Raw genomic sequence first — 18,130 nt, forward strand, 5'->3', positions numbered from 1 at the left:
CTGCCCGGAGTATAACGAGCAGCTAGGAAGTGGTCGGGGCGAGGCGACGGTTGAGCTGTGAACTGCATCACACTTGGCCGTACTGTTGGCCGTGGCGCAGCCAGCGCTCCAATAGTGGACTGACATGCTGAGGCCAATGGGCCAGTAGCGCCTGGGCCGCGTCGCGCACGGCCGGCAGCAGATCGGCATCGCGCATCAGGTCGGCCACCTTGAATTGCAGCAGGCCGGTCTGGCGGGTGCCGAGCATTTCGCCGGGACCGCGCAGTTCCAGGTCCTTCTCGGCGATGACGAAGCCGTCGCAGGTTTCACGCATGATCGCCAGGCGTTCACGACCGAGTTGCGAAAGCGGGGCGTGATAAAGCAGCACGCAGTGGCTGGCGGCGCTGCCCCGGCCGACGCGTCCGCGCAATTGGTGCAACTGGGCAAGGCCAAGGCGCTCGGGGTTCTCGATGATCATCAGGCTGGCGTTGGGCACGTCCACGCCCACCTCGATCACGGTGGTGGCCACCAGCAATTGCAGGGCGCCGGCTTTGAACTCGGCCATCACCTCGGCCTTCTCGGCGGGTTTCATGCGCCCGTGGATCAAGCCCACGCGCAGTTCGCCCAACGCAGAGGAAAGCTCTTCGAAGGTGGTTTCCGCCGCCTGGCAGGTCAGCTCTTCGGATTCTTCGATCAGGGTGCAGACCCAGTAGGCCTGGCGACCTTCGTGGCACGCGGCGCGGACCCGCTCGATCACTTCGATGCGGCGGCTGTCGGCCACCAGAACAGTATTCACCGGGGTACGACCGGGGGGCAGCTCGTCGAGGATGGAGGTATCCAGATCGGCATAGGCGCTCATGGCCAGGGTCCGCGGAATGGGCGTGGCGGTCATTATCAGTTGGTGCGGGCAGAGGCGGCCGTCCACGCCTTTCTGACGCAGGGCCAGGCGCTGCTGGACGCCAAAACGGTGCTGCTCGTCGATGATCACCAGGGCCAGACGCTTGAACTTCACCTCGTCCTGGAACAGAGCGTGGGTGCCGACCACCATGGGCGTGCCGCCGGCGATCTGCTCCAGGGCGGCGGCACGGGCCTTGCCCTTGAGTTTGCCGGCGAGCCAGGCGACCTCGATGCCCAGCGGCTGCAACCACTTGCTGAAGTTCAGGAAGTGCTGCTCGGCGAGGATCTCGGTGGGGGCCATCAGCGCCACCTGGTAGCCGGCTTCCAGGGCCTGCAAGGCGGCAAGGGCGGCGACCACTGTCTTGCCGGCGCCGACGTCGCCCTGCACCAGGCGCAGCATGGGTTCCTGCTGTGCCAGGTCATAGGCGATTTCCGCGCCGACCCGCTGCTGGGCGCCGGTGGGCTGGAAGCCGAGGTTGGCCAGGTACTGCTTCGGCAGTTTGCGCGCGGGCGGTAGCTGCGGCGCGTGCTGGGCCCGGAGGCTTTCACGCAGGCGCTGCAGGGACAGCTGGTGGGTGAGCAGTTCCTCGAAGGCCAGGCGCTGCTGGGCCCAGTGCTGGCCTTCGGCGAGCTCCTCCAGGTCAGCGTCCGGCGGCGGCCGGTGCAGGTAACGGATCGCTTCGTCCAGCGAGCCCAGGTGGTAGTCGCGCGCCAGTTCCCTGGGCAGCCAATCGGGCAGGCTCTGGGGGCCGAGGCGGGCCAGTGCGAGCTGGCTGAGGCTACGCAGGCGCTGCTGGGTGAGGCCTTCGGTGGTGGGGTAGATCGGTGTCAGGGTCTGTTCCACCGGTGGCGGTTCATCGCCACTGAGGGAGCGGTATTCCGGGTGGTAGATCTCCAGGCCGGTGGCGCCGGGGCGGACTTCGCCGTAGCAGCGCAACTGGGTGCCGCGCTTGACGCCTTCCTTCTGCGCCTGGCTGAAGTGGAAGAAGCGCAAGGACAGGGTGCCGGTGCCGTCCTGCAGCCGCACGAGCAGGCTGCGGCGGCGGCCCATGACGACATCGGCGCCGGCGACGATGCCTTCCACCACCGCGTCCTGACCGGGGCGCAGCTCACCAATGGGGGTGATGCGGGTGCGGTCCTGATAGCGGGTGGGCAGGTGGAAGAGGATGTCCTGCAGGTTCTCCAGGCCCACCTTGGCGAGCTTTTCCGCCAGCGCGGCGCCCACGCCCTTGAGCACGGTGACCGGGACTTGCGACAGCTCGGTCATGCCGGCTGTGGTTCGCCCTGGGTTTCCGGGTGGGCCACGGAGCAGAGGCGGATGGAGTCCGCCAGTACTTCGATGGCGCGCGGGCGCGGGAAGCTGGCGCGCCAGGCGATGGCCACGGTGCGGAAGGGCACCGGCGGCGTCAGCGGGCGGATCTCGATCACGCCGGGAGCGTAGTGATGGCTGTCCACCGCGGAGAACGGCAGGATCGAAACGCCGAGGCCCGAGGCGACCATGTGGCGGATGGTTTCCAGGGAGCTGGATTCCACCGTAGTGTGTTTGGCGCTGTCTTCACCGCCCTTGCGCAGGCTCGGGCAGGCTTCCAGCACCTGGTCGCGGAAGCAGTGACCCTCGCCCAGCAGCAGCAGGCTCTTGTCGTTGAGCATCTCGCTGTCGATGGACTCGCGGGCGGTCCAGGGGTGGCCGAACGGCAGCAACACGTAGAAGGGTTCGTCGTAGAGCGGCTTGGTCAGCACGTCGGCTTCGGCAAAGGGCAGGGCGATGATGATCGCGTCCAGCTCGCCGGTGCGCAGCTTGTCGCGCAGGACGTGGGTGAAGTTCTCTTCGATGTACAGCGGCATCTGCGGGGCGACCCGGTGCAGCTGCGGAATCAGGTGCGGGAAGAGGTAGGGGCCGACGGTGTAGATGGCGCCCACCTTGAGCGGCGCGGCGAGCTGGTTCTTGCCGGCCTGGGCCATCTCGCGGATGCCTTGGGCCTGTTCCAGCACCTTCTGTGCCTGGGTGACGATGCCTTCACCGACCGGAGTCAGGCGTACCGCGCTCTTGCTGCGTTCGAAGATGAGCACGCCGAGCTCGTCTTCCAGCTTCTTCACCCCGACCGACAGGGTCGGCTGGCTCACGTGGCAGCGTTCGGCGGCACGGCCGAAATGCTGTTCCTGGGCGAGGGTGACGATGTAGCGCAGTTCGGTGAGGGTCATAGCATTTTTCCATTGAGGTCCGGCAAGCATAGCGGCTGGAGTCAATGGAACCAAGCGCCTGCGCGAGGTGCGCAGACGCTTGGAAATCAGCGGCGGTCCAGCGAGTAGACGAAGGGCGCGACCACTTCGAGGGAGCCGTTGTTGAGCAGTTCCGGCGGGGGCGGCGGCAGCGGCTGGGCGCGGCGGATCATCTCCAGGGTGGCGCGATCCAGCGAGGCGCTGCCGGACTTGCCGACCAGGGAGTAGGAGATCACCTTGCCTTCGCCATCGACCACGAAGCGCAGGCGGTTGACCCCTTCGAAACCACGGCGGCGGGCGTCGTCCGGGTAACGCTTGTAGCGCGCCAGGTGCGCGAGCAGCTTGCTCTGCCAGGTCGGCTTGGCGTCCGACGGTGCACTTGAAGCGGCCTGCTGCTGGGCAGCGGGCTTGGTGTCGCTCGGAGCCGTGGTCGGCGCCGCGACGGCTTCCTTCACGCTCTCGGTTTCCTGCGGCTTCTCAGGCTTGGGTTCCGGCGGTTTCGGCTTCGGCGGCTTGGGCTTGGGTTTCGGCTTGGGCGCGATGGCGATCTTCGGCTTCGGCACTTCCACCAGCTTGGGCAGCGGTTCGGGTTCGGGCTCGACCTGGGGCGGCGGCGGTGGCGCCGGCACGGGTGCGGGGGCCGGTAACGGCTCCAGCTCCACCATCATGGCCGCGGGCGGTAGCTCGATCGGCTCGGCGTGCGGGCGCCAGTAGAGCGCCCAGAGGCCGAGGCCGATGTGCAGGCCGAGCACGACCACCAGGCTGACGCCCCATTGCGACAGCTTGCTTTTGCCTTGGCTCATTTAGTCCCGACCGTCTCGAGTCCTACCAGGCCGATCTTCAGGTAGCCGGCACCGCGCAGGGTGTCCATGACTTCCATCAGGCGACCGTACTCCACCACCTTGTCGCCACGGACGAAGATGGTCTTTTCCTTGTCGGAGTTGGTCAGCTTGTCCAGCACGCCGCCCAGTTGCTCATCGGTGACCTGCTCGTTGTCCAGGTACAGGCTCTTGTCTTCCTTGATGCTCAGGTAGATCGGCTTGTCCGGCCTGGGCGCGGGCTTGGCGGTGGAGGCGGGGAGGTCGACCTTGATGTCGACCGTCGCCAGGGGTGCCGCGACCATGAAGATGATCAGCAGCACCAGCATCACGTCGATGAAGGGGGTGACGTTGATCTCGTGGGTTTCCTGGAGATCATCGCCACCATCGTTCAGATGGATTCCCATGGATCAGCCCACTTTTGCCATTTGCGGAGACTGGCCACGGTCGGCCGGCTGGTGGTCGAGGTCGCGGCTGACCAGCAGCAGGACCTGGGCGGAGGCGTCGGACACCTGTGCCTTGTAGCCAGCGATGGAGCGGGCGAAGACGTTGTAGATCACGACGGCCGGGATCGCCGCGACCAGGCCGAGGGCGGTGGCCAGCAGGGCTTCTGCGATACCGGGGGCGACTACGGCGAGGTTGGTGGTCTGGGATTTGGCGATGCCGATGAAGCTGTTCATGATGCCCCAGACGGTACCGAACAGGCCGACGAAGGGCGCGGTGGAACCGATGGTGGCGAGCACGCCGGTGCCCTGGCTCATCTGGCGACCGCTGGCGGCGACCAGGCGCTCGAGGCGGAAGCTGACGCGCTCCTTGATGCCTTCCTTCTCGCGGGTGTTGGTGGAGAGCTTCATCTCTTCCTGGGCGTCCTGCACCAGCAGGTGGGACACGCAGTTACCGTTGCTGACCTTCTCGCCGGCGTCGTTCAGGGTGCGGGCGGACTTCAGGGTGGCCAGTTCACGACGCAGGCGGCGCTTGGCGGAGGTCAGCTCGAAGCCCTTGGCGATCCACACGGTCCAGGTCAGGACGGAAGCGAGCGCCAGGCCGATCATCACGGCCTTCACCACGATGTCGGCGTTCTGGTACATGCCCCAGGGCGACAGGTCGTGGGCCAGCATCTGCTCGCCTTCTTGCTCGGCGGCCAGCGGGTCGGCCGGCAGGGCGTTCGGGTCCTGGGCGGCAGTTTCAGCTGCCGGAGCGGCACCGTTGGCCGGGGCGACGGCAGGCGCGTTGGCGGCGTCAGCGGCAGGTGCCGGTGCGGTGGCCTGGCTGGCGGCAGCCGGGACGGATTGCGCGGTCGGCTCCTCGGCGAAGGAAGCGTTGGGCGTCAGCATCAGGCTGATCAACAGGGCCGCGAGCAGGCGTGGCGGGCGGGAGGCGGTGTTGGGCTGTGCGTTTCGGGCGTTGGAATTCATGCTGGCCGGACCTGAAGGAAAGGAGGCGGTTTCGTCCATCGGCGCGGGAGCGTCGGCCTGGACCGAAGGGTTGGCATTATTGCAAGTAATTCTTGTTTGTAAAAGTGACTTTATATCAATCGCACTGCAGCTCGGCGCTTCGCCCCCTTCGCGGTCCGATTTGGCGATAGCCGGTAGTGCCCCTATCCTGAGGACTTTTTCGGAGCCTTCCCAATGTCCGATACCCCTATTCTCCTGATCGCCGGTTGTGGCGACGTCGGCAGCCGGTTGGCGCAACAGATGTTGCACGCCGGCTGGACCGTCCATGGACTGCGTCGCCAGGTCGCAGCACTGCCGGCGGGTGTCCTGCCGGTGGCCGGCGATCTGGAGCAGCCCGCCTGTCCAACCGCCTGGCCGCAAGGGCCGCTGGATTACCTGGTCTACTGCGTGGCGGCTTCCCAGCCTGACGAAGCGGGCTACCGCGCTGCCTATGTCGAGGGTTTGCGTCACGTCCTCGGCTGGCTGGCCGAGCGTGGCCAGACGCCGCGCCGGCTGCTGTTCGTCTCCAGCAGCGGCGTTTATGACCAGCGCGATGGTGAGTGGATCGACGAAACGTCACCCGCCGAAGCCGAAAGCTTCTCCGGCAGCGTGATGCTGGAAGCCGAGCGCATCGCCTTGAACAGCGGTATTCCCGCGACGCTGGTGCGCCTCACCGGAATCTACGGTCCTGGGCGCGAATGGCTGCTCAAGCAGGTACGCATGGGCTACCGGGTGGTCAGCGAGCCGCCGCTCTATGCCAACCGTATCCACGTCGACGATTGCGCCGGTCTCCTGGCTCATCTGCTCAAGGCCGAAGCCGGCGGCGTGGCGCTGCAGGACTGCTACATCGGCGTCGACGATGCGCCGGCTCCGCTGCATGAAGTGGTGGGCTGGCTGCGCGAGCAGATGGGCGTGACCGAGTGGGCCGAGGAGTCCACCGTGCGCCGCTCCGGCAGCAAGCGCTGCAGCAACGCCCGTGCCCGCGCCCTGGGCTGGGTGCCGCGCTACCCGAGCTATCGCGAAGGGTACGCGGCCATCCTCGGCGAGCCCTGAGGATGGACGCCAACCGCATGCTGGCCCGCGCCTGGTTGCCTGGGGTGGAGCTGTTCCATGCGGATTTTTCCGGGCAGCAGTTCGGCCGGCATAGCCATGATGCCTTCGCCATCGGCGCCATCCTCGAAGGCATCGGCGGTTATCAATGCCGGGGTGCGCGACATGCCCTGCCAGCGGGCACGCTGTCGCTGATGAACCCCGAGGAGCCCCATACCGGCCATGCCGAGTCCGAGCGGCTGGTCTATCGCATGCTCTACGTCGAGGAGTCGCGCCTGCCCGCACTGCTCGGACGCAAGCGTCTGCCCAGCGGCTTCCGCGAGCTGAATCCGGCCGATGACGGGCAGGTTGCGGCCGGGTTGGCACGCTTGGCCGCGGAGTTCGAGCGTGGCGATGCACTGGCCGTGGAAAGCGAGCTGCTGGAGGTGCTGGAGCGGGTGTTCATTCGCCACGGTGGCTTGCGCGCGGCAGCGCCTGCCGCACGCGATGGCGGCGTAACGGCTTTCCTGCGCGACTACCTGGAGGCGCACTACGCCGAGGCGGTGAGCCTCGAACAGATGGCTGGCTTGGTCCAGCGCCATCCGCGCCACCTGATTGAAGCCTTTCGTCGTGCCTACGGCGTGCCGCCGCATACCTACCTGTTGCAACGTCGGGTGCGTGAGGCCAAGCGCCTCTTGCTCGGTGACCAGTCGCCGCTGGAGGTGGCACTGTCCCTGGGCTTCTACGACCAGGCGCACTTCTCCGGCACCTTCAAGCGGTTCACCGGCGTCACGCCGGGGCATTTTCGTCGCGCCGCGCGCACCTGAGTTTTCTCCAAGACCGCCGCCCCATCTGGCTTCGACACTGCCGGCCGTGTTCCACGGAGGTTCGAAGCCATGCTCGCGTTGTTCCTGCTGGTCGCCAGCACCCATTTCGCCGCCCTGCTGTCGCCAGGGCCGGATTTCTTCCTGTTACTGCGCGCCGGATTGGTGAAAGGTCTGCGCCATGCTGATGGCTGCGCGTCGGGCATCGCCCTGGCGAACCTCTTGTCGATGCTAGTGGTACTGCTGGCGCTGAGCCTGTTGCCTGAATCGGGCGGGACATTCTGGCTGGTGCTGCAACTGGTTGGCGGTGGCTATTTCGTCTGGATCGGTGGCCAGGCACTGCTGGCCCGGCGGGAGCTGGTGCTGCCGGAAGCCGAGACCGGCCAGCGCGGCTCATGGCGCCATGGATTCACTGAGGGTTTGCTGGCCAGCAGCCTGAATCCAAAGCTGCCGATTTTCTACGCGGGCCTGTTTGGTGTGCTGCGCAATGCGGCGATGCCGGGGTGGGGGCTGGCCATGAGCATGGCCTGGATGACCGCTGTGGTGCTGTTCTGGGATATGGCGCTGGCGCGGCTGCTCGGTTATCCGCGCTGGCGTGTTTGGCTGCGGTTGCGAGTCAGGGTGCTGGATAGGCTTTGCGGTGCGTTTCTGCTGGCGCTGGGGCTGTGGTTGGTGGTCAGCGTGTAGGAGCGAGCTCTGCTCGCGATCTGCGCGGCACGGAGCTTCGCGAGCAGAGCTCGCTCCTACGTCCGTGCGTGCGTGCGGGAGAAACTTAGTCGCGCTCCAGTAGCCAGGCGCGCTTGCCGGGGGAGTATTCGGGCATTTCGTCGATCTGGGCGCGGTTGCGCGCTTCGAGGATTTCCAGTTCATCGCCGTCGTGAACGAAGATCCACGCGGCGCCCTGGTTGCCGTTCTGCAGCCAGATGCTGTCGTTTTCGCCACTCATGGCCGCGCAGTCGCCAGCCAGGCAGAGGGCGTAGCGATCCGCGCCCGGCAGGCCTTCGAGGCTGCCATCGGCGTTGAACTTGACCAGACCGCCCTCGCCCTGGCCTTCGACGATCTTCCAGTCGCCGCCGAGGTAGGCGGAGTAGAGCGCATGCTCGAAGGCGCTGCCCGGTGGGGCGCCTTCTGCCGGAGCTGTCTCCGGATGGACGAAACGCTGCTCGGGAAGGTTCTCGCTGGCCTGCTGCACCAGCTCGTTGCCGTCCACTTCCAGCACTTCGTGGTAGTCGCCGTAGAAATCCACCCGCCAGTTGCCATCTTCCTGGGCCGCGAGACGGCCTTCACCCAGCTCGAAGCCGTTGCTGTAGTGGGCTTCGCCGGTCTTCTGGTCGATCTGCCACTCCAGGTTGGGGCCGTAGGCGAGCAGGGATTCACGCAGCTTGCCCTCCTTGGCCGCGGCATTGATCGCCGCCTGGTTGATCCAGATGCCGCTAGGGTCAGACGGGGTGCTGGAGCAGCCGCCAAGAATGGCCGCGCAAAGCAGCAGGGGGAGGGTGTAGCGCATTTCGGATTCCTTCCGGAACGGTGCCACGGGCCGGACGGCCCGTGGCGGAGACGAATTATTCGAGGACCAGGATGGCGTCCATTTCCACCTGGGAGCCGCGCGGCAGGGCGGCGACGCCGATGGCGGCACGGGCGGGGTAGGGCTGCTCGAAGTAACGGCCCATGACTTCGTTGACCTTGGCGAAGTGGGACAGGTCGGTCAGGAAGATGTTCAGCTTGACGATGTCCTTGAAGGAACCGCCGGCGGCTTCGGCCACGGCCTTCAGGTTTTCGAACACCTGCACGGTCTGGGCTTCGAAGCCTTCAACCAGTTCCATGGTTTTCGGGTCCAGCGGGATCTGGCCGGACATGTAGACGGTGTTGCCGGCCTTGATGGCCTGGGAGTAAGTGCCGATGGCGGCGGGGGCCTTGTCGCTGCTGATGACGGTCTTGCTCATGAGAACTCCTTGGGTTTCTTGGGATCGGCTACGCCCGCACGCGGGTGATACGGATCACCCCCTTGAGCGCACGCAGCTTCTTGATCACGCGGGCCAGATGCACACGGTCGTGCACGCTGACTACCAGCTGGACCACGCTGATGCGGCCATCGCGCTCGTCCATGCTGATTTTCTCGATATTGCCATCGGCGGCATTGACGCTGCTGGCGAGCAGGGCGATCAGGCCGCGCTGGTGCTCCAGCTCCACGCGCAGTTCGACATTGAACTCGCCGGCAACGTCCTTGGCCCAGGACAGCTGGATGCATTTCTCCGGGTTGTGCCGGATTTCGCTGATGTTCTTGCAGTTTTCCAGGTGCACCACCATGCCCTTGCCGGCGGACAGGTGACCGACGATGGGGTCGCCCGGGATCGGCGTGCAGCACTTGGCGTAGCTCAGCACCAGGCCCTCGGTGCCACGGATCGCCAGCGGACCCTCGGGGTTCGGCAGCTGCTCGCCGTCGCTGGCCAGCAGGCGACGGGCGACCACGTAGGCCATGCGATTGCCGAGGCCGACGTCTTCCAGCAGGTCTTCGATCACGTCCAGGCGGTACTCGCCGAGGACGGCCTGGATGCGCTCGGGGCTGATCTTGTCCAGGTGGCTCTCGAAGCCGGCCAGTGCCTTGTTCAGCAGGCGTTCGCCGAGGCTGATGGACTCCGAGCGGCGCTGTTGCTTGAGGGCGTGGCGGATATGGGTGCGTGCCTTGCCTGTGACGACGAAGTTGAGCCAGGCCGGGTTTGGCCGGGCGCCCGGCGCGGTGACGATCTCGACCGTCTCGCCGCTCTGCAGCGGTTCGGACAGCGGCGCCAGGCGGCGGTTGATGCGGCAGGCGATACAGGTGTTGCCGACATCGGTGTGCACGGCGTAGGCGAAGTCGACCGCGGTGGAGCCTTTCGGCAGCTCCATGATGCGGCCCTTGGGCGTGAACACGTAGACCTCGTCGGGGAAGAGGTCGATCTTCACGCTCTCGATGAATTCCAGGGAGTTGCCGGCGCGTTGCTGCAGTTCCAGGATGCCCTTGACCCACTGACGGGCGCGGGCGTGGGTGCCCTTGGGCTGGTCGTCCTCGGTGGACTTGTACAGCCAGTGGGCGGCGATGCCGTTGTTGGCCATCTCTTCCATCTCGCGAGTGCGGATCTGGATCTCGATGGGTACGCCGTGCATGCCGAACAGGGTGGTATGCAGCGACTGGTAGCCGTTGGCCTTGGGAATCGCGATGTAGTCCTTGAAGCGGCCGGGCAGCGGCTTGTACAGGTTGTGCACGGCGCCGAGCACGCGGTAGCAGGTGTCGACCTTGTCGACGATGATGCGGAAGGCGTAGACGTCCATGATTTCGTTGAACGCCCGGCGCTTGCCGCGCATCTTCTTGTAGATGCTGTAGAGGTGCTTCTCGCGGCCGATGACCTCGCCTTCCATGCCTTCACGACGCAAGCAGTTGGTCAGCGATTCCTCGATCTTGTTGACGATTTCCTTGCGGTTGCCGCGGGCGCGACGCACTGCGGTGCGAATGCGCTCGGAGCGCATCGGGTGCATCGCCTTGAAGCCGAGGTCCTCGAATTCCACGCGCATGCTGTGCATGCCCAGCCGGTTGGCGATGGGGGCGTAGATTTCCAGGGTTTCCTTGGCGATGCGCCGGCGCTTCTCGCCGGACAGCACTTCCAGGGTGCGCATGTTGTGCAGGCGGTCGGCCAGCTTGACCAGGATCACGCGGATGTCGCGCGCCATGGCCATGGCCATCTTCTGGAAGTTTTCGGCCTGGGCTTCTGCCTTGGACTCGAAGTTCATCTGGGTCAGCTTGCTGACCCCGTCCACCAGCTCGGCGACGGTTTCGCCGAATTGCCCGCTGAGGGCTTCCTTGGCGATGCCGGTGTCCTCGATCACGTCATGCAGCATCGCGGCCATCAGGCTCTGATGGTCCATGTGCATGTCGGCGAGGATGCTGGCTACGGCGAGCGGGTGGGTGACGTAGGCTTCACCGCTGCGACGGCGCTGACCGTCGTGCGCCTGCTCGGCGTAGAAGTAGGCTCGGCGCACCAGGTTGACCTGGTCGGCGCCGAGATAGGTCGAAAGTCGTTCGGCAAGGGCGTCTATGCTCGGCAAGATATTTCTCCTTGCCGGCCTTCGTTACCCTGCGCCGTGCGACGTCGACCAGGCATAGGATCAGAGGGCCTCGTTGGCCTCGTCCTCGAATGCGGCGAACAGCGGCTCTTCTTCAACGATGTCTTCCTGGGCGACGACTTCGTAGTCGACCAGGCCGGCAGCGATTTCGCGCAGGGCGACTACGGTCGGCTTGTCGTTTTCCCAGGCTACCTTCGGCTCTTTGCCGCCGGTGGCCAGCTGACGGGAACGCTTGGTAGCGAGCATGACCAGCTCGAAGCGGTTGTCGACGTTTTCCAGGCAATCTTCAACAGTAACGCGGGCCATGGTGTTCCTCGTAGCACGAAATGGGTGGCTGATACTTTGCCCGGATCGGGCGAGCGGACTGAATAGTCTAAAAAATCGCCACCATTTAGGGAAGCGCCGATTTTCGGCGCTCCTGTGGTGGAGTGTGGCTCAAGGCTGGCCAGGGAACCAGCTATCGCCGTAATAGACGCTTTCGCGCCTACTCGAGCAGACGCGCGAGCAGGGCGCCATGACGGACCTGCTGCGGGGCGTGAAGCAGCTGGTTGGCGCGGAAAATGGCCTTGAGATCGTCCAGGGCGGTGGCGAAGTCGTCGTTGATCACCAGGTAGTCGTACTCGACGTAGTGGCTCATCTCGCTGACTGCTTCACGCATGCGGCGCTCAATGATCTCGTTGCTGTCCTGGCCGCGGTTGTCCAGACGCTGGCGCAGGGCTTCCTGGCTCGGCGGCAGAATGAAGATCGACTTGGCCAGGGGCATCAGATGGCGGACCTGCTGGGCGCCCTGCCAGTCGATTTCGAGGATCAGGTCATGGCCCTCGGCCAGGGTCTGTTGGACCCACCGCTGGGACGTTCCGTAGAGGTTGCCGAAGACTTCGGCGTGCTCGAGGAAGTCACCGTGCTCGAGCATGTGCACGAACTCTTCGCGGGACACGAAGTTGTAGTTCACGCCATCCACCTCGCCCGGGCGCATGCCGCGGGTGGTGTGGGATACCGAGACGCGGATGTTCGGCTCGGCGTCGATCAGCGCCTTGACCAGGCTGGTCTTGCCGGCGCCGGAAGGGGCGGAAACGATGTACAGGGTGCCGGGGGTGGCGGTCATGGGGGCGTTCTCTTACTCGATGTTCTGGACTTGTTCGCGCATCTGCTCGATCAACACCTTGAGGTTGACCGCAGCCTGGGTGCTGCGCGGATCGAAGGCCTTGGAGCCCAGGGTATTGGCTTCGCGGTTGAGCTCCTGCATCAGGAAGTCCAGGCGGCGGCCGGCGGCACCGCCGGCCTTGAGTACGCGGCGGACTTCGCTGATGTGGGTACCGAGGCGGTCCAGCTCTTCGGCGACATCACTCTTCTGCGCCAGCAGCACCATTTCCTGTTCCAGGCGTTGCGGGTCCAGCTCGGCCTTCATCTCGGTGAAGCGGTCGAGGATCTTCTGGCGCTGGCCGGCAAGCATCTGCGGAACCAGCGCGCGCAGGGCAGTGACTTCTTCCTGCATGGCATCCAGACGCTCATTGAGCAGTCGGGCCAGTTCGGCGCCTTCGCGGGAGCGGCCGTTCTTCAGCTCGACGAGGGCCTGGGCGAAGGCTTCCATGGCGGCGGCGTTGAGCGCTTGCGGATCGGCGGCATCGGCTACCAGCACGCCCGGCCAGGCAAGCACTTCCAGGGGATTGAGCGGTGCCGGTTGCTGGATCAGCGCGGCGACGCTCTCGGCGGCCTGGATCAGTTGGCTGGCGCGCTCGCGGTCCACCTGCAGCGGCTTGCCGGCGCTTTCTTCGGCCATGCGCAGGGTGCATTCCACCTTGCCGCGGGAGAGGCCCTGGCGCAGGGCCTCGCGCACCGGGCCTTCGAGGTCGCGGAAGGCTTCCGGCAGTCGCAGATGGGGTTCGAGGTAGCGGTGGTTCACCGAGCGCAGTTCCCAGCTCAGGGTGCCGTGGGAGCCCGCCCGTTCGACGCGGGCGAAGGCGGTCATGCTGTGCACCATGGGGTTTCCTCTTCTCGGTTTCGGCGATCAAAGGAGGGGATTGTAGCCCAGGCGGCCTGCGCCTCCCAACGCGGCGATGTCGCCCATGCCGTCGGGCCTCTATAATGGCGGCAGATTTCTCCCGAACAGGTAAGCCCCCATGAAACGTCCCAGTGGCCGCGCGGCCGATCAGCTGCGCCCGATCCGCATCACCCGCAACTACACCAAGCATGCCGAAGGCTCGGTGCTGGTGGAGTTTGGGGATACCAAAGTGATCTGCACGGCCAGCGTCGAAGCCGGCGTGCCGCGTTTCCTCAAGGGGCAGGGCCAGGGTTGGCTGACCGCCGAATACGGCATGCTGCCGCGCGCCACCGGTGAGCGTAACCAGCGCGAAGCCAGCCGTGGCAAGCAGGGCGGCCGCACCCTGGAGATCCAGCGTCTGATCGGCCGCTCGCTGCGCGCTGCGCTGGACATGACCAAGCTGGGCGAGAACACCATCTATCTGGATTGCGATGTGATCCAGGCCGATGGCGGCACCCGTACCGCGTCGATCACCGGCGCCATGGTGGCTCTGGTGGATGCGCTGAAAGTGCTGAAGAAGCGCGGTGCCCTGAAGGGCGAGCCGCTGAAGCAGATGGTCGCTGCGGTGTCCGTTGGCATCTACCAGGGCGAGCCGGTGCTGGACCTGGACTACCTGGAAGACGCCGCCGCCGAAACCGACCTGAACGTGGTCATGACCGATGCCGGCGGCTTCATCGAAGTCCAGGGTACCGCCGAGGGCGCTCCCTTCCAGCCGGAAGAGCTGAACGCGATGCTCGAGCTGGCGCGCAAGGGCCTGAATGATCTGTTCGAGCTGCAGCGCGCCGCCCTGGCCGACTGACGCCGACATTGCACGAGGAGGTGCAGGAATGGACGAGCCAACTGAGTATCAGGAGCCTACCCGGGAAGTCCGGCAGTGGGCGATGTTCTGCCACTTCTCCGCCTTCCTCGGCCTGGTGTTCCCCTTTGGCAACCTGCTGGGTCCGCTGATCGTCTGGCAGATCAAGAAGGACCTCGATCCCTTCGTCGATGCCCAGGGCAAGGAAGCGCTGAACTTCCAGATCACCGTGGCGCTGGCCGTGGTGCTGTGCTTCCTGCTGATGCTGGTGGTGATCGGCTTCCCGTTGCTCGGCCTGGTGAGCATTGGTGCGCTGGTGCTGACCATCATCGCCGGGATCAAGGCCAACGAAGGTCAGGCGTATCGCTACCCCTTCTGCTGGCGCCTGGTGAAATAGGCCGAATCGCGGACAAGAAAAAGCCGGCTCGAAAGCCGGCTTTTTTCTGCCTGGATTACACGCTCAGCAGCCAGTCGTAGTCGACGATCAGCGGCGCGTGCTGCGAGAAGCGCGGCTGGCGCGGCAGCTTGGCGCCCTTCACGAAGCGGCGCAGCCCCGGTGTCAGCACCTGGTAGTCGAAGCGCCAGCCGAGATTGAGCATCTCAGCCTGCTCGCTGTCCGGCCACCAGCTGAACTGGTCGCCTTCGCGGCTGACTTCGCGCAGGGCATCGACGTAGCCCATGTTGCCAAACACTTCGTCCATCCAGGCGCGCTCGGGCGCCAGGAAGCCCGGGATCTGCTGGCAGTCGCGCCAGTTCTTCACATCCAGCTTCTGGTGCGCAACGTACAGCGAGCCGCAGTAGATGTACTCGCGGCGCTTGCGGCGCTGCTTGTTCAGATAATGGGTGAGGTCGTCCATGAACTTGAACTTGTGGTTCAGGTTCTCGTCCCCGCCTTGCCCGGAAGGCAGCAGCAGGGTGGCGATGCTCACTTTGTCGAAATCTGCCTGCAGGTAGCGTCCGTACCGATCGCAGGACTCGAAGCCGAGTCCCCAGATAACCGCCTTGGGTTGCAACCGCGAATAGAGCGCCACGCCACCTTGGGCAGGCACTTCGGCATCGCCGGCATAGAGGAAATAACCATCCAGTTGGAAGGCAGGGTCGTCCAGGTCGAAGGCGGAGGCACGGGTGTCTTGCAGGCAGATCACGTCGGCATTCTGAGCTTGCAGCCAGCTGAGGAGACCTCGCTCGGCTGCCGCTTGAATACCATTCACGTTCACACTGATGATCCGCATAAATGGCCCCCAAAAACACGTGCGTGTATGATACCCGAGCTCTTTCTATTTAGCTAAATCCGTGCCGTCCGAGGCTTTTCATGCAGGCGTACCAGCGCGATTTCATTCGCTTTGCCATCGAGCGCGGGGTTCTGCGTTTCGGTGAGTTCACTCTCAAGTCCGGGCGTACCAGCCCCTATTTCTTCAATGCCGGCCTGTTCAACAGCGGCCTTGCCCTTGCCAAGCTCGGCCGATTCTATGCGGCCGCCGTGGTGGATAGCGGCATTCCTTTCGATGTGCTGTTCGGCCCGGCCTACAAGGGCATTCCGCTGGCGGCTGCCACTGCCGTGGCGCTGGCCGAACATCACCAGATCGACATCCCGTGGTGCTTCAATCGCAAGGAAGCCAAAGACCATGGCGAAGGCGGCACCCTGGTTGGCGCGCCGCTCGAAGGTCGCGTGCTGATCATCGATGACGTGATCACCGCCGGTACGGCGATCCGCGAAGTCATGCAGATTATCCAGGCGCAGAACGCCCAGGCGGCTGGCGTGCTGATCGCACTTAATCGCCAGGAGCGCGGCCAGGGCGAACTCTCGGCTATACAGGAAGTGGAGCGTGACTTCGGCATGCCGGTAGTCAGCATCGTCTCTCTGGAGCAGGTACTGGAGTATCTGGCTGGTGACGCCGAGCTGAAGAAACACCTGCCTGCCGTGGAAACCTATCGCGCCAACTTCGGTATCTGACCATTCGGGGCCGGGAGTCCTCATGCTGAAGCCGTTTGCACTTCGCTGCAGCCTGGCACTGGTCCTGTTGTCGCCGGCGTTGGCTGGCGCGGCGGAACTGTATCGCTACGTCGACGACAAAGGTGTGACCGTCCTGGATCGCCAGGGCGTTCCGCCGGAATACATCGGCAAGGGTTACGAAGTGCTCAATGAGCACGGGCGGGTCGTGCGTGTGGTCCCGCCGGCGCCGAGCCGTGAGGAAATGCAGCGTCTGCTGGATGAGAAGGCTCGCGCCAGGTCCGATGCCCAGTTGCTGCGTCTCTACACCAGCGTCGAAGATGTCGATCGTGCCCTGGAACGCAAGATGGCCGAGCTCGATGGCCTGATCGGTGTCGCCCGTGGCAATCAGCAATCGCTGCGTGCCCAGCAGTCCAGCCTGCAGACTCAGGCTGCGGAAAGCGAGCGGGCCGGACGCGAGGTGCCCGCCCACCTGGTGGAGCAGATCGACAACCTGCGCGACCAGCAGAAGAGCCTGGACAAGGACATCGCCCGCTACGAAAAGGACCGCGATATCGCCAAGGCAGGCTATGCCGCCGACCGTGCGCGGCTGGCCGAACTGCTTGGCGGCGCTCGCTAGCCGGCTTCAGTCGGCCGGCGCGATCCGTTCGAACTCCCGCACCCGCTCCCTCAACCAGTCCGGGAGCCGCACGCTTCTGCGGCTGCCGGCGTCCGCGTGCACGTAGACCACCTCACCCGAGGTGAGCTGTTCTTCCCCGCGCCAGATGCCCAGCTCGAAGGCCATGCTCGCACCGCCCAGGCGACTGACGCGCACGCCGATGTCCAACTGGTCGTCGAAGCGTGCAGGCGCCAGGTACTCCAGCAAGGTCTTCACCGCGAAGAAGTCGCCGCCGTCCTTCAGCAGATCGGCCGGATAGGCCACGTCCATGGCGCGGAAGTACTCGGTGATCGCGACGTCGGCGTAGGTCAGGTAGTTGCCGTTGAAGACGATGCCTTGCGGATCGACCTCGGCCCAGCGCACGCGCAGGGGGTGGAAGAAACGGAAGTCATCACGGGACAGCTTGGCCATTGCCGGCTCCTCAAAAAGAACAGGCCGGATCGCTCCGGCCTGTCTGGGTGTCGCTTCGCTTAGCTGCGCTTGCGGTTGGTGATCAGGGTGCCGACGCCTGTGTCGGTGAAGATCTCCAGCAGCACCGCGTGGGGTACGCGGCCATCGATGATGTGTGCAGCATTCACGCCGCCCTGCACGGCATCCAGCGCACAGCGGATCTTCGGCAGCATGCCGCCGTAGATGGTGCCGTCGGCGATCAGGTCGTTGACCTGCTCGGTGGACAGGCCGGTGAGTACCTTGCCCTGCTTGTCCATCAGGCCGGCGATGTTGGTGAGCAGCATCAGCTTCTCGGCCTTCAGTGCCTCGGCCACCTTGCCGGCCACCAGATCGGCGTTGATGTTGTACGACTCGCCGTTGGCGCCGACACCGATCGGCGCGATCACCGGGATGAAGTCGCCCTTCACCAGCATGTTCAGCAGGTCGGTATTGACGCTGGCGACTTCGCCCACGTGACCGATGTCGATGATCTCCGGCTGGGTCATCTCGGGGGTCTGGCGGGTGACGGTGAGCTTCTTCGCGCGAATCAGCTCGGCGTCCTTGCCGGTCAGGCCGATGGCGCTGCCGCCATGGCGGTTGATCAGGTTGACGATGTCCTTGTTCACCTGGCCACCCAGCACCATCTCGACCACGTCCATGGTCTGCGCGTCGGTCACGCGCATGCCGTCGACGAAGTGGCTCTCGATGGACAGGCGCTTGAGCAGGTCACCAATCTGCGGACCGCCGCCGTGCACCACCACCGGATTGATGCCGACAGCCTTCATCAGCACCACATCGCGGGCGAAGCTGGCCTTCAGCTCGTCGCTCTCCATGGCGTTGCCGCCGTACTTGACCACCAGGGTCTTGCCGACGAAGCGGCGAATGTAGGGCAGTGCTTCGGACAGGACCTGGGCGACTTGGGAAGCAGCGTCGAGGCTGAGGGTCATGCTGGGCTCC

At 65.2% G+C, this 18,130-nt stretch carries 21 protein-coding genes; 7 read left to right on the top strand and 14 right to left on the bottom strand.

Annotated features, from left to right (window positions below; genetic code table 11):
* Window positions 1–67: 67 nt before the first annotated feature.
* The 5 genes from recG to exbB form a co-directional block, all read right to left on the bottom strand.
* The gene (gene recG, locus E8F06_RS18575) at window positions 68–2,143 is read right to left on the bottom strand and encodes an ATP-dependent DNA helicase RecG (RefSeq protein WP_280369909.1); all 2,076 of its coding nucleotides are present in this window, start codon (window positions 2,141–2,143) and stop codon (window positions 68–70) included.
* Window positions 2,140–3,078, bottom strand: coding sequence for a hydrogen peroxide-inducible genes activator (locus E8F06_RS18580; RefSeq protein WP_280369911.1), 939 nt, complete (start codon window positions 3,076–3,078; stop codon window positions 2,140–2,142). Before E8F06_RS18580 ends, recG begins: the two co-directional genes overlap by 4 nt.
* A gap of 86 nt (window positions 3,079–3,164) precedes the next feature.
* Window positions 3,165–3,899, bottom strand: coding sequence for a TonB family protein (locus tag E8F06_RS18585; protein WP_280369913.1), 735 nt, complete (start codon window positions 3,897–3,899; stop codon window positions 3,165–3,167).
* Window positions 3,896–4,321, bottom strand: a complete 426-nt coding sequence (exbD, locus tag E8F06_RS18590; protein ID WP_280369915.1) for a TonB system transport protein ExbD — start codon at window positions 4,319–4,321, stop codon at window positions 3,896–3,898. Before exbD ends, E8F06_RS18585 begins: the two co-directional genes overlap by 4 nt.
* A 3-nt stretch (window positions 4,322–4,324) precedes the next feature.
* Window positions 4,325–5,329, bottom strand: a complete 1,005-nt coding sequence (exbB, locus tag E8F06_RS18595; RefSeq protein WP_280369917.1) for a tonB-system energizer ExbB — start codon at window positions 5,327–5,329, stop codon at window positions 4,325–4,327.
* A 213-nt stretch (window positions 5,330–5,542) separates the two neighbouring features.
* Here exbB and E8F06_RS18600 point away from each other — a divergent pair, with 213 nt between their 5' ends.
* The 3 genes from E8F06_RS18600 (at window position 5,543) to E8F06_RS18610 (ending at window position 7,887) form a co-directional block, all read left to right on the top strand.
* On the top strand, window positions 5,543–6,400 hold the full coding sequence (locus E8F06_RS18600; RefSeq protein ID WP_280369919.1) for an SDR family oxidoreductase: 858 nt from the start codon (window positions 5,543–5,545) through the stop codon (window positions 6,398–6,400).
* A 2-nt stretch (window positions 6,401–6,402) separates the two neighbouring features.
* On the top strand, window positions 6,403–7,203 hold the full coding sequence (locus tag E8F06_RS18605; protein WP_280369920.1) for an AraC family transcriptional regulator: 801 nt from the start codon (window positions 6,403–6,405) through the stop codon (window positions 7,201–7,203).
* A 69-nt stretch (window positions 7,204–7,272) separates the two neighbouring features.
* Window positions 7,273–7,887 (top strand): LysE family translocator, encoded by a 615-nt coding sequence (locus tag E8F06_RS18610; RefSeq protein ID WP_280369922.1) that lies wholly within the window; start codon window positions 7,273–7,275, stop codon window positions 7,885–7,887.
* Between the two features lie 85 nt (window positions 7,888–7,972).
* Here the strand turns inward: E8F06_RS18610 and E8F06_RS18615 are convergent, their stop codons facing one another.
* The 6 genes from E8F06_RS18615 to E8F06_RS18640 all read right to left on the bottom strand — a co-directional run bounded on the left by E8F06_RS18615 (window position 7,973) and on the right by E8F06_RS18640 (window position 13,279).
* Window positions 7,973–8,707 (bottom strand): hypothetical protein, encoded by a 735-nt coding sequence (locus E8F06_RS18615; protein ID WP_280369924.1) that lies wholly within the window; start codon window positions 8,705–8,707, stop codon window positions 7,973–7,975.
* A 55-nt stretch (window positions 8,708–8,762) separates the two neighbouring features.
* Window positions 8,763–9,143, bottom strand: a complete 381-nt coding sequence (locus E8F06_RS18620) for a RidA family protein (protein WP_077524919.1) — start codon at window positions 9,141–9,143, stop codon at window positions 8,763–8,765.
* A 28-nt stretch (window positions 9,144–9,171) separates the two neighbouring features.
* On the bottom strand, window positions 9,172–11,280 hold the full coding sequence (spoT, locus tag E8F06_RS18625) for a bifunctional GTP diphosphokinase/guanosine-3',5'-bis pyrophosphate 3'-pyrophosphohydrolase (protein WP_280369926.1): 2,109 nt from the start codon (window positions 11,278–11,280) through the stop codon (window positions 9,172–9,174).
* Between the two features lie 60 nt (window positions 11,281–11,340).
* Window positions 11,341–11,604, bottom strand: coding sequence for a DNA-directed RNA polymerase subunit omega (gene rpoZ / locus E8F06_RS18630; protein WP_151138412.1), 264 nt, complete (start codon window positions 11,602–11,604; stop codon window positions 11,341–11,343).
* A 178-nt stretch (window positions 11,605–11,782) separates the two neighbouring features.
* Window positions 11,783–12,403, bottom strand: a complete 621-nt coding sequence (gmk, locus tag E8F06_RS18635; protein ID WP_190829189.1) for a guanylate kinase — start codon at window positions 12,401–12,403, stop codon at window positions 11,783–11,785.
* A 12-nt stretch (window positions 12,404–12,415) separates the two neighbouring features.
* Complete coding sequence (locus tag E8F06_RS18640; RefSeq protein ID WP_280369929.1) at window positions 12,416–13,279, bottom strand: YicC/YloC family endoribonuclease; 864 nt, start codon at window positions 13,277–13,279, stop codon at window positions 12,416–12,418.
* Window positions 13,280–13,418: 139 nt separating this feature from the next.
* On the opposite strand from E8F06_RS18640, the gene rph reads away from it, so the two are divergent.
* Window positions 13,419–14,138, top strand: a complete 720-nt coding sequence (gene rph / locus E8F06_RS18645) for a ribonuclease PH (protein ID WP_190829192.1) — start codon at window positions 13,419–13,421, stop codon at window positions 14,136–14,138.
* A gap of 28 nt (window positions 14,139–14,166) precedes the next feature.
* Window positions 14,167–14,532: a DUF4870 domain-containing protein gene (locus E8F06_RS18650; RefSeq protein ID WP_190829194.1), complete on the top strand. Its 366-nt coding sequence runs from the start codon at window positions 14,167–14,169 to the stop codon at window positions 14,530–14,532.
* Window positions 14,533–14,587: 55 nt separating this feature from the next.
* Here the strand turns inward: E8F06_RS18650 and E8F06_RS18655 are convergent, their stop codons facing one another.
* Window positions 14,588–15,367 (bottom strand): exodeoxyribonuclease III, encoded by a 780-nt coding sequence (locus E8F06_RS18655; RefSeq protein WP_077525532.1) that lies wholly within the window; start codon window positions 15,365–15,367, stop codon window positions 14,588–14,590.
* An 80-nt stretch (window positions 15,368–15,447) separates the two neighbouring features.
* Between E8F06_RS18655 and pyrE the strand changes: the two genes are divergently transcribed.
* Together pyrE and E8F06_RS18665 are read left to right on the top strand one after the other, a co-directional pair.
* Entirely contained in the window at window positions 15,448–16,089 is a 642-nt protein-coding gene (pyrE, locus tag E8F06_RS18660; protein WP_190829196.1) for an orotate phosphoribosyltransferase, read from the top strand.
* A 22-nt stretch (window positions 16,090–16,111) separates the two neighbouring features.
* Window positions 16,112–16,705, top strand: a complete 594-nt coding sequence (locus tag E8F06_RS18665) for a DUF4124 domain-containing protein (protein ID WP_280369932.1) — start codon at window positions 16,112–16,114, stop codon at window positions 16,703–16,705.
* Between the two features lie 6 nt (window positions 16,706–16,711).
* On the opposite strand, the gene E8F06_RS18670 is transcribed toward E8F06_RS18665, so the two are convergent.
* Complete coding sequence (locus E8F06_RS18670) at window positions 16,712–17,155, bottom strand: thioesterase family protein (protein ID WP_280369934.1); 444 nt, start codon at window positions 17,153–17,155, stop codon at window positions 16,712–16,714.
* Window positions 17,156–17,214: 59 nt separating this feature from the next.
* Window positions 17,215–18,120 carry an acetylglutamate kinase gene (argB, locus tag E8F06_RS18675; protein WP_280369936.1) on the bottom strand — a complete coding sequence of 302 codons (906 nt, stop codon included), beginning with the start codon at window positions 18,118–18,120 and terminating at the stop codon, window positions 17,215–17,217.
* Between the last annotated feature and the right edge of the window lie 10 nt (window positions 18,121–18,130).

Origin of the sequence: Pseudomonas sp. BN411, from assembly GCF_029871235.1 — a bacterium.
Lineage (GTDB): Bacteria > Pseudomonadota > Gammaproteobacteria > Pseudomonadales > Pseudomonadaceae > Metapseudomonas.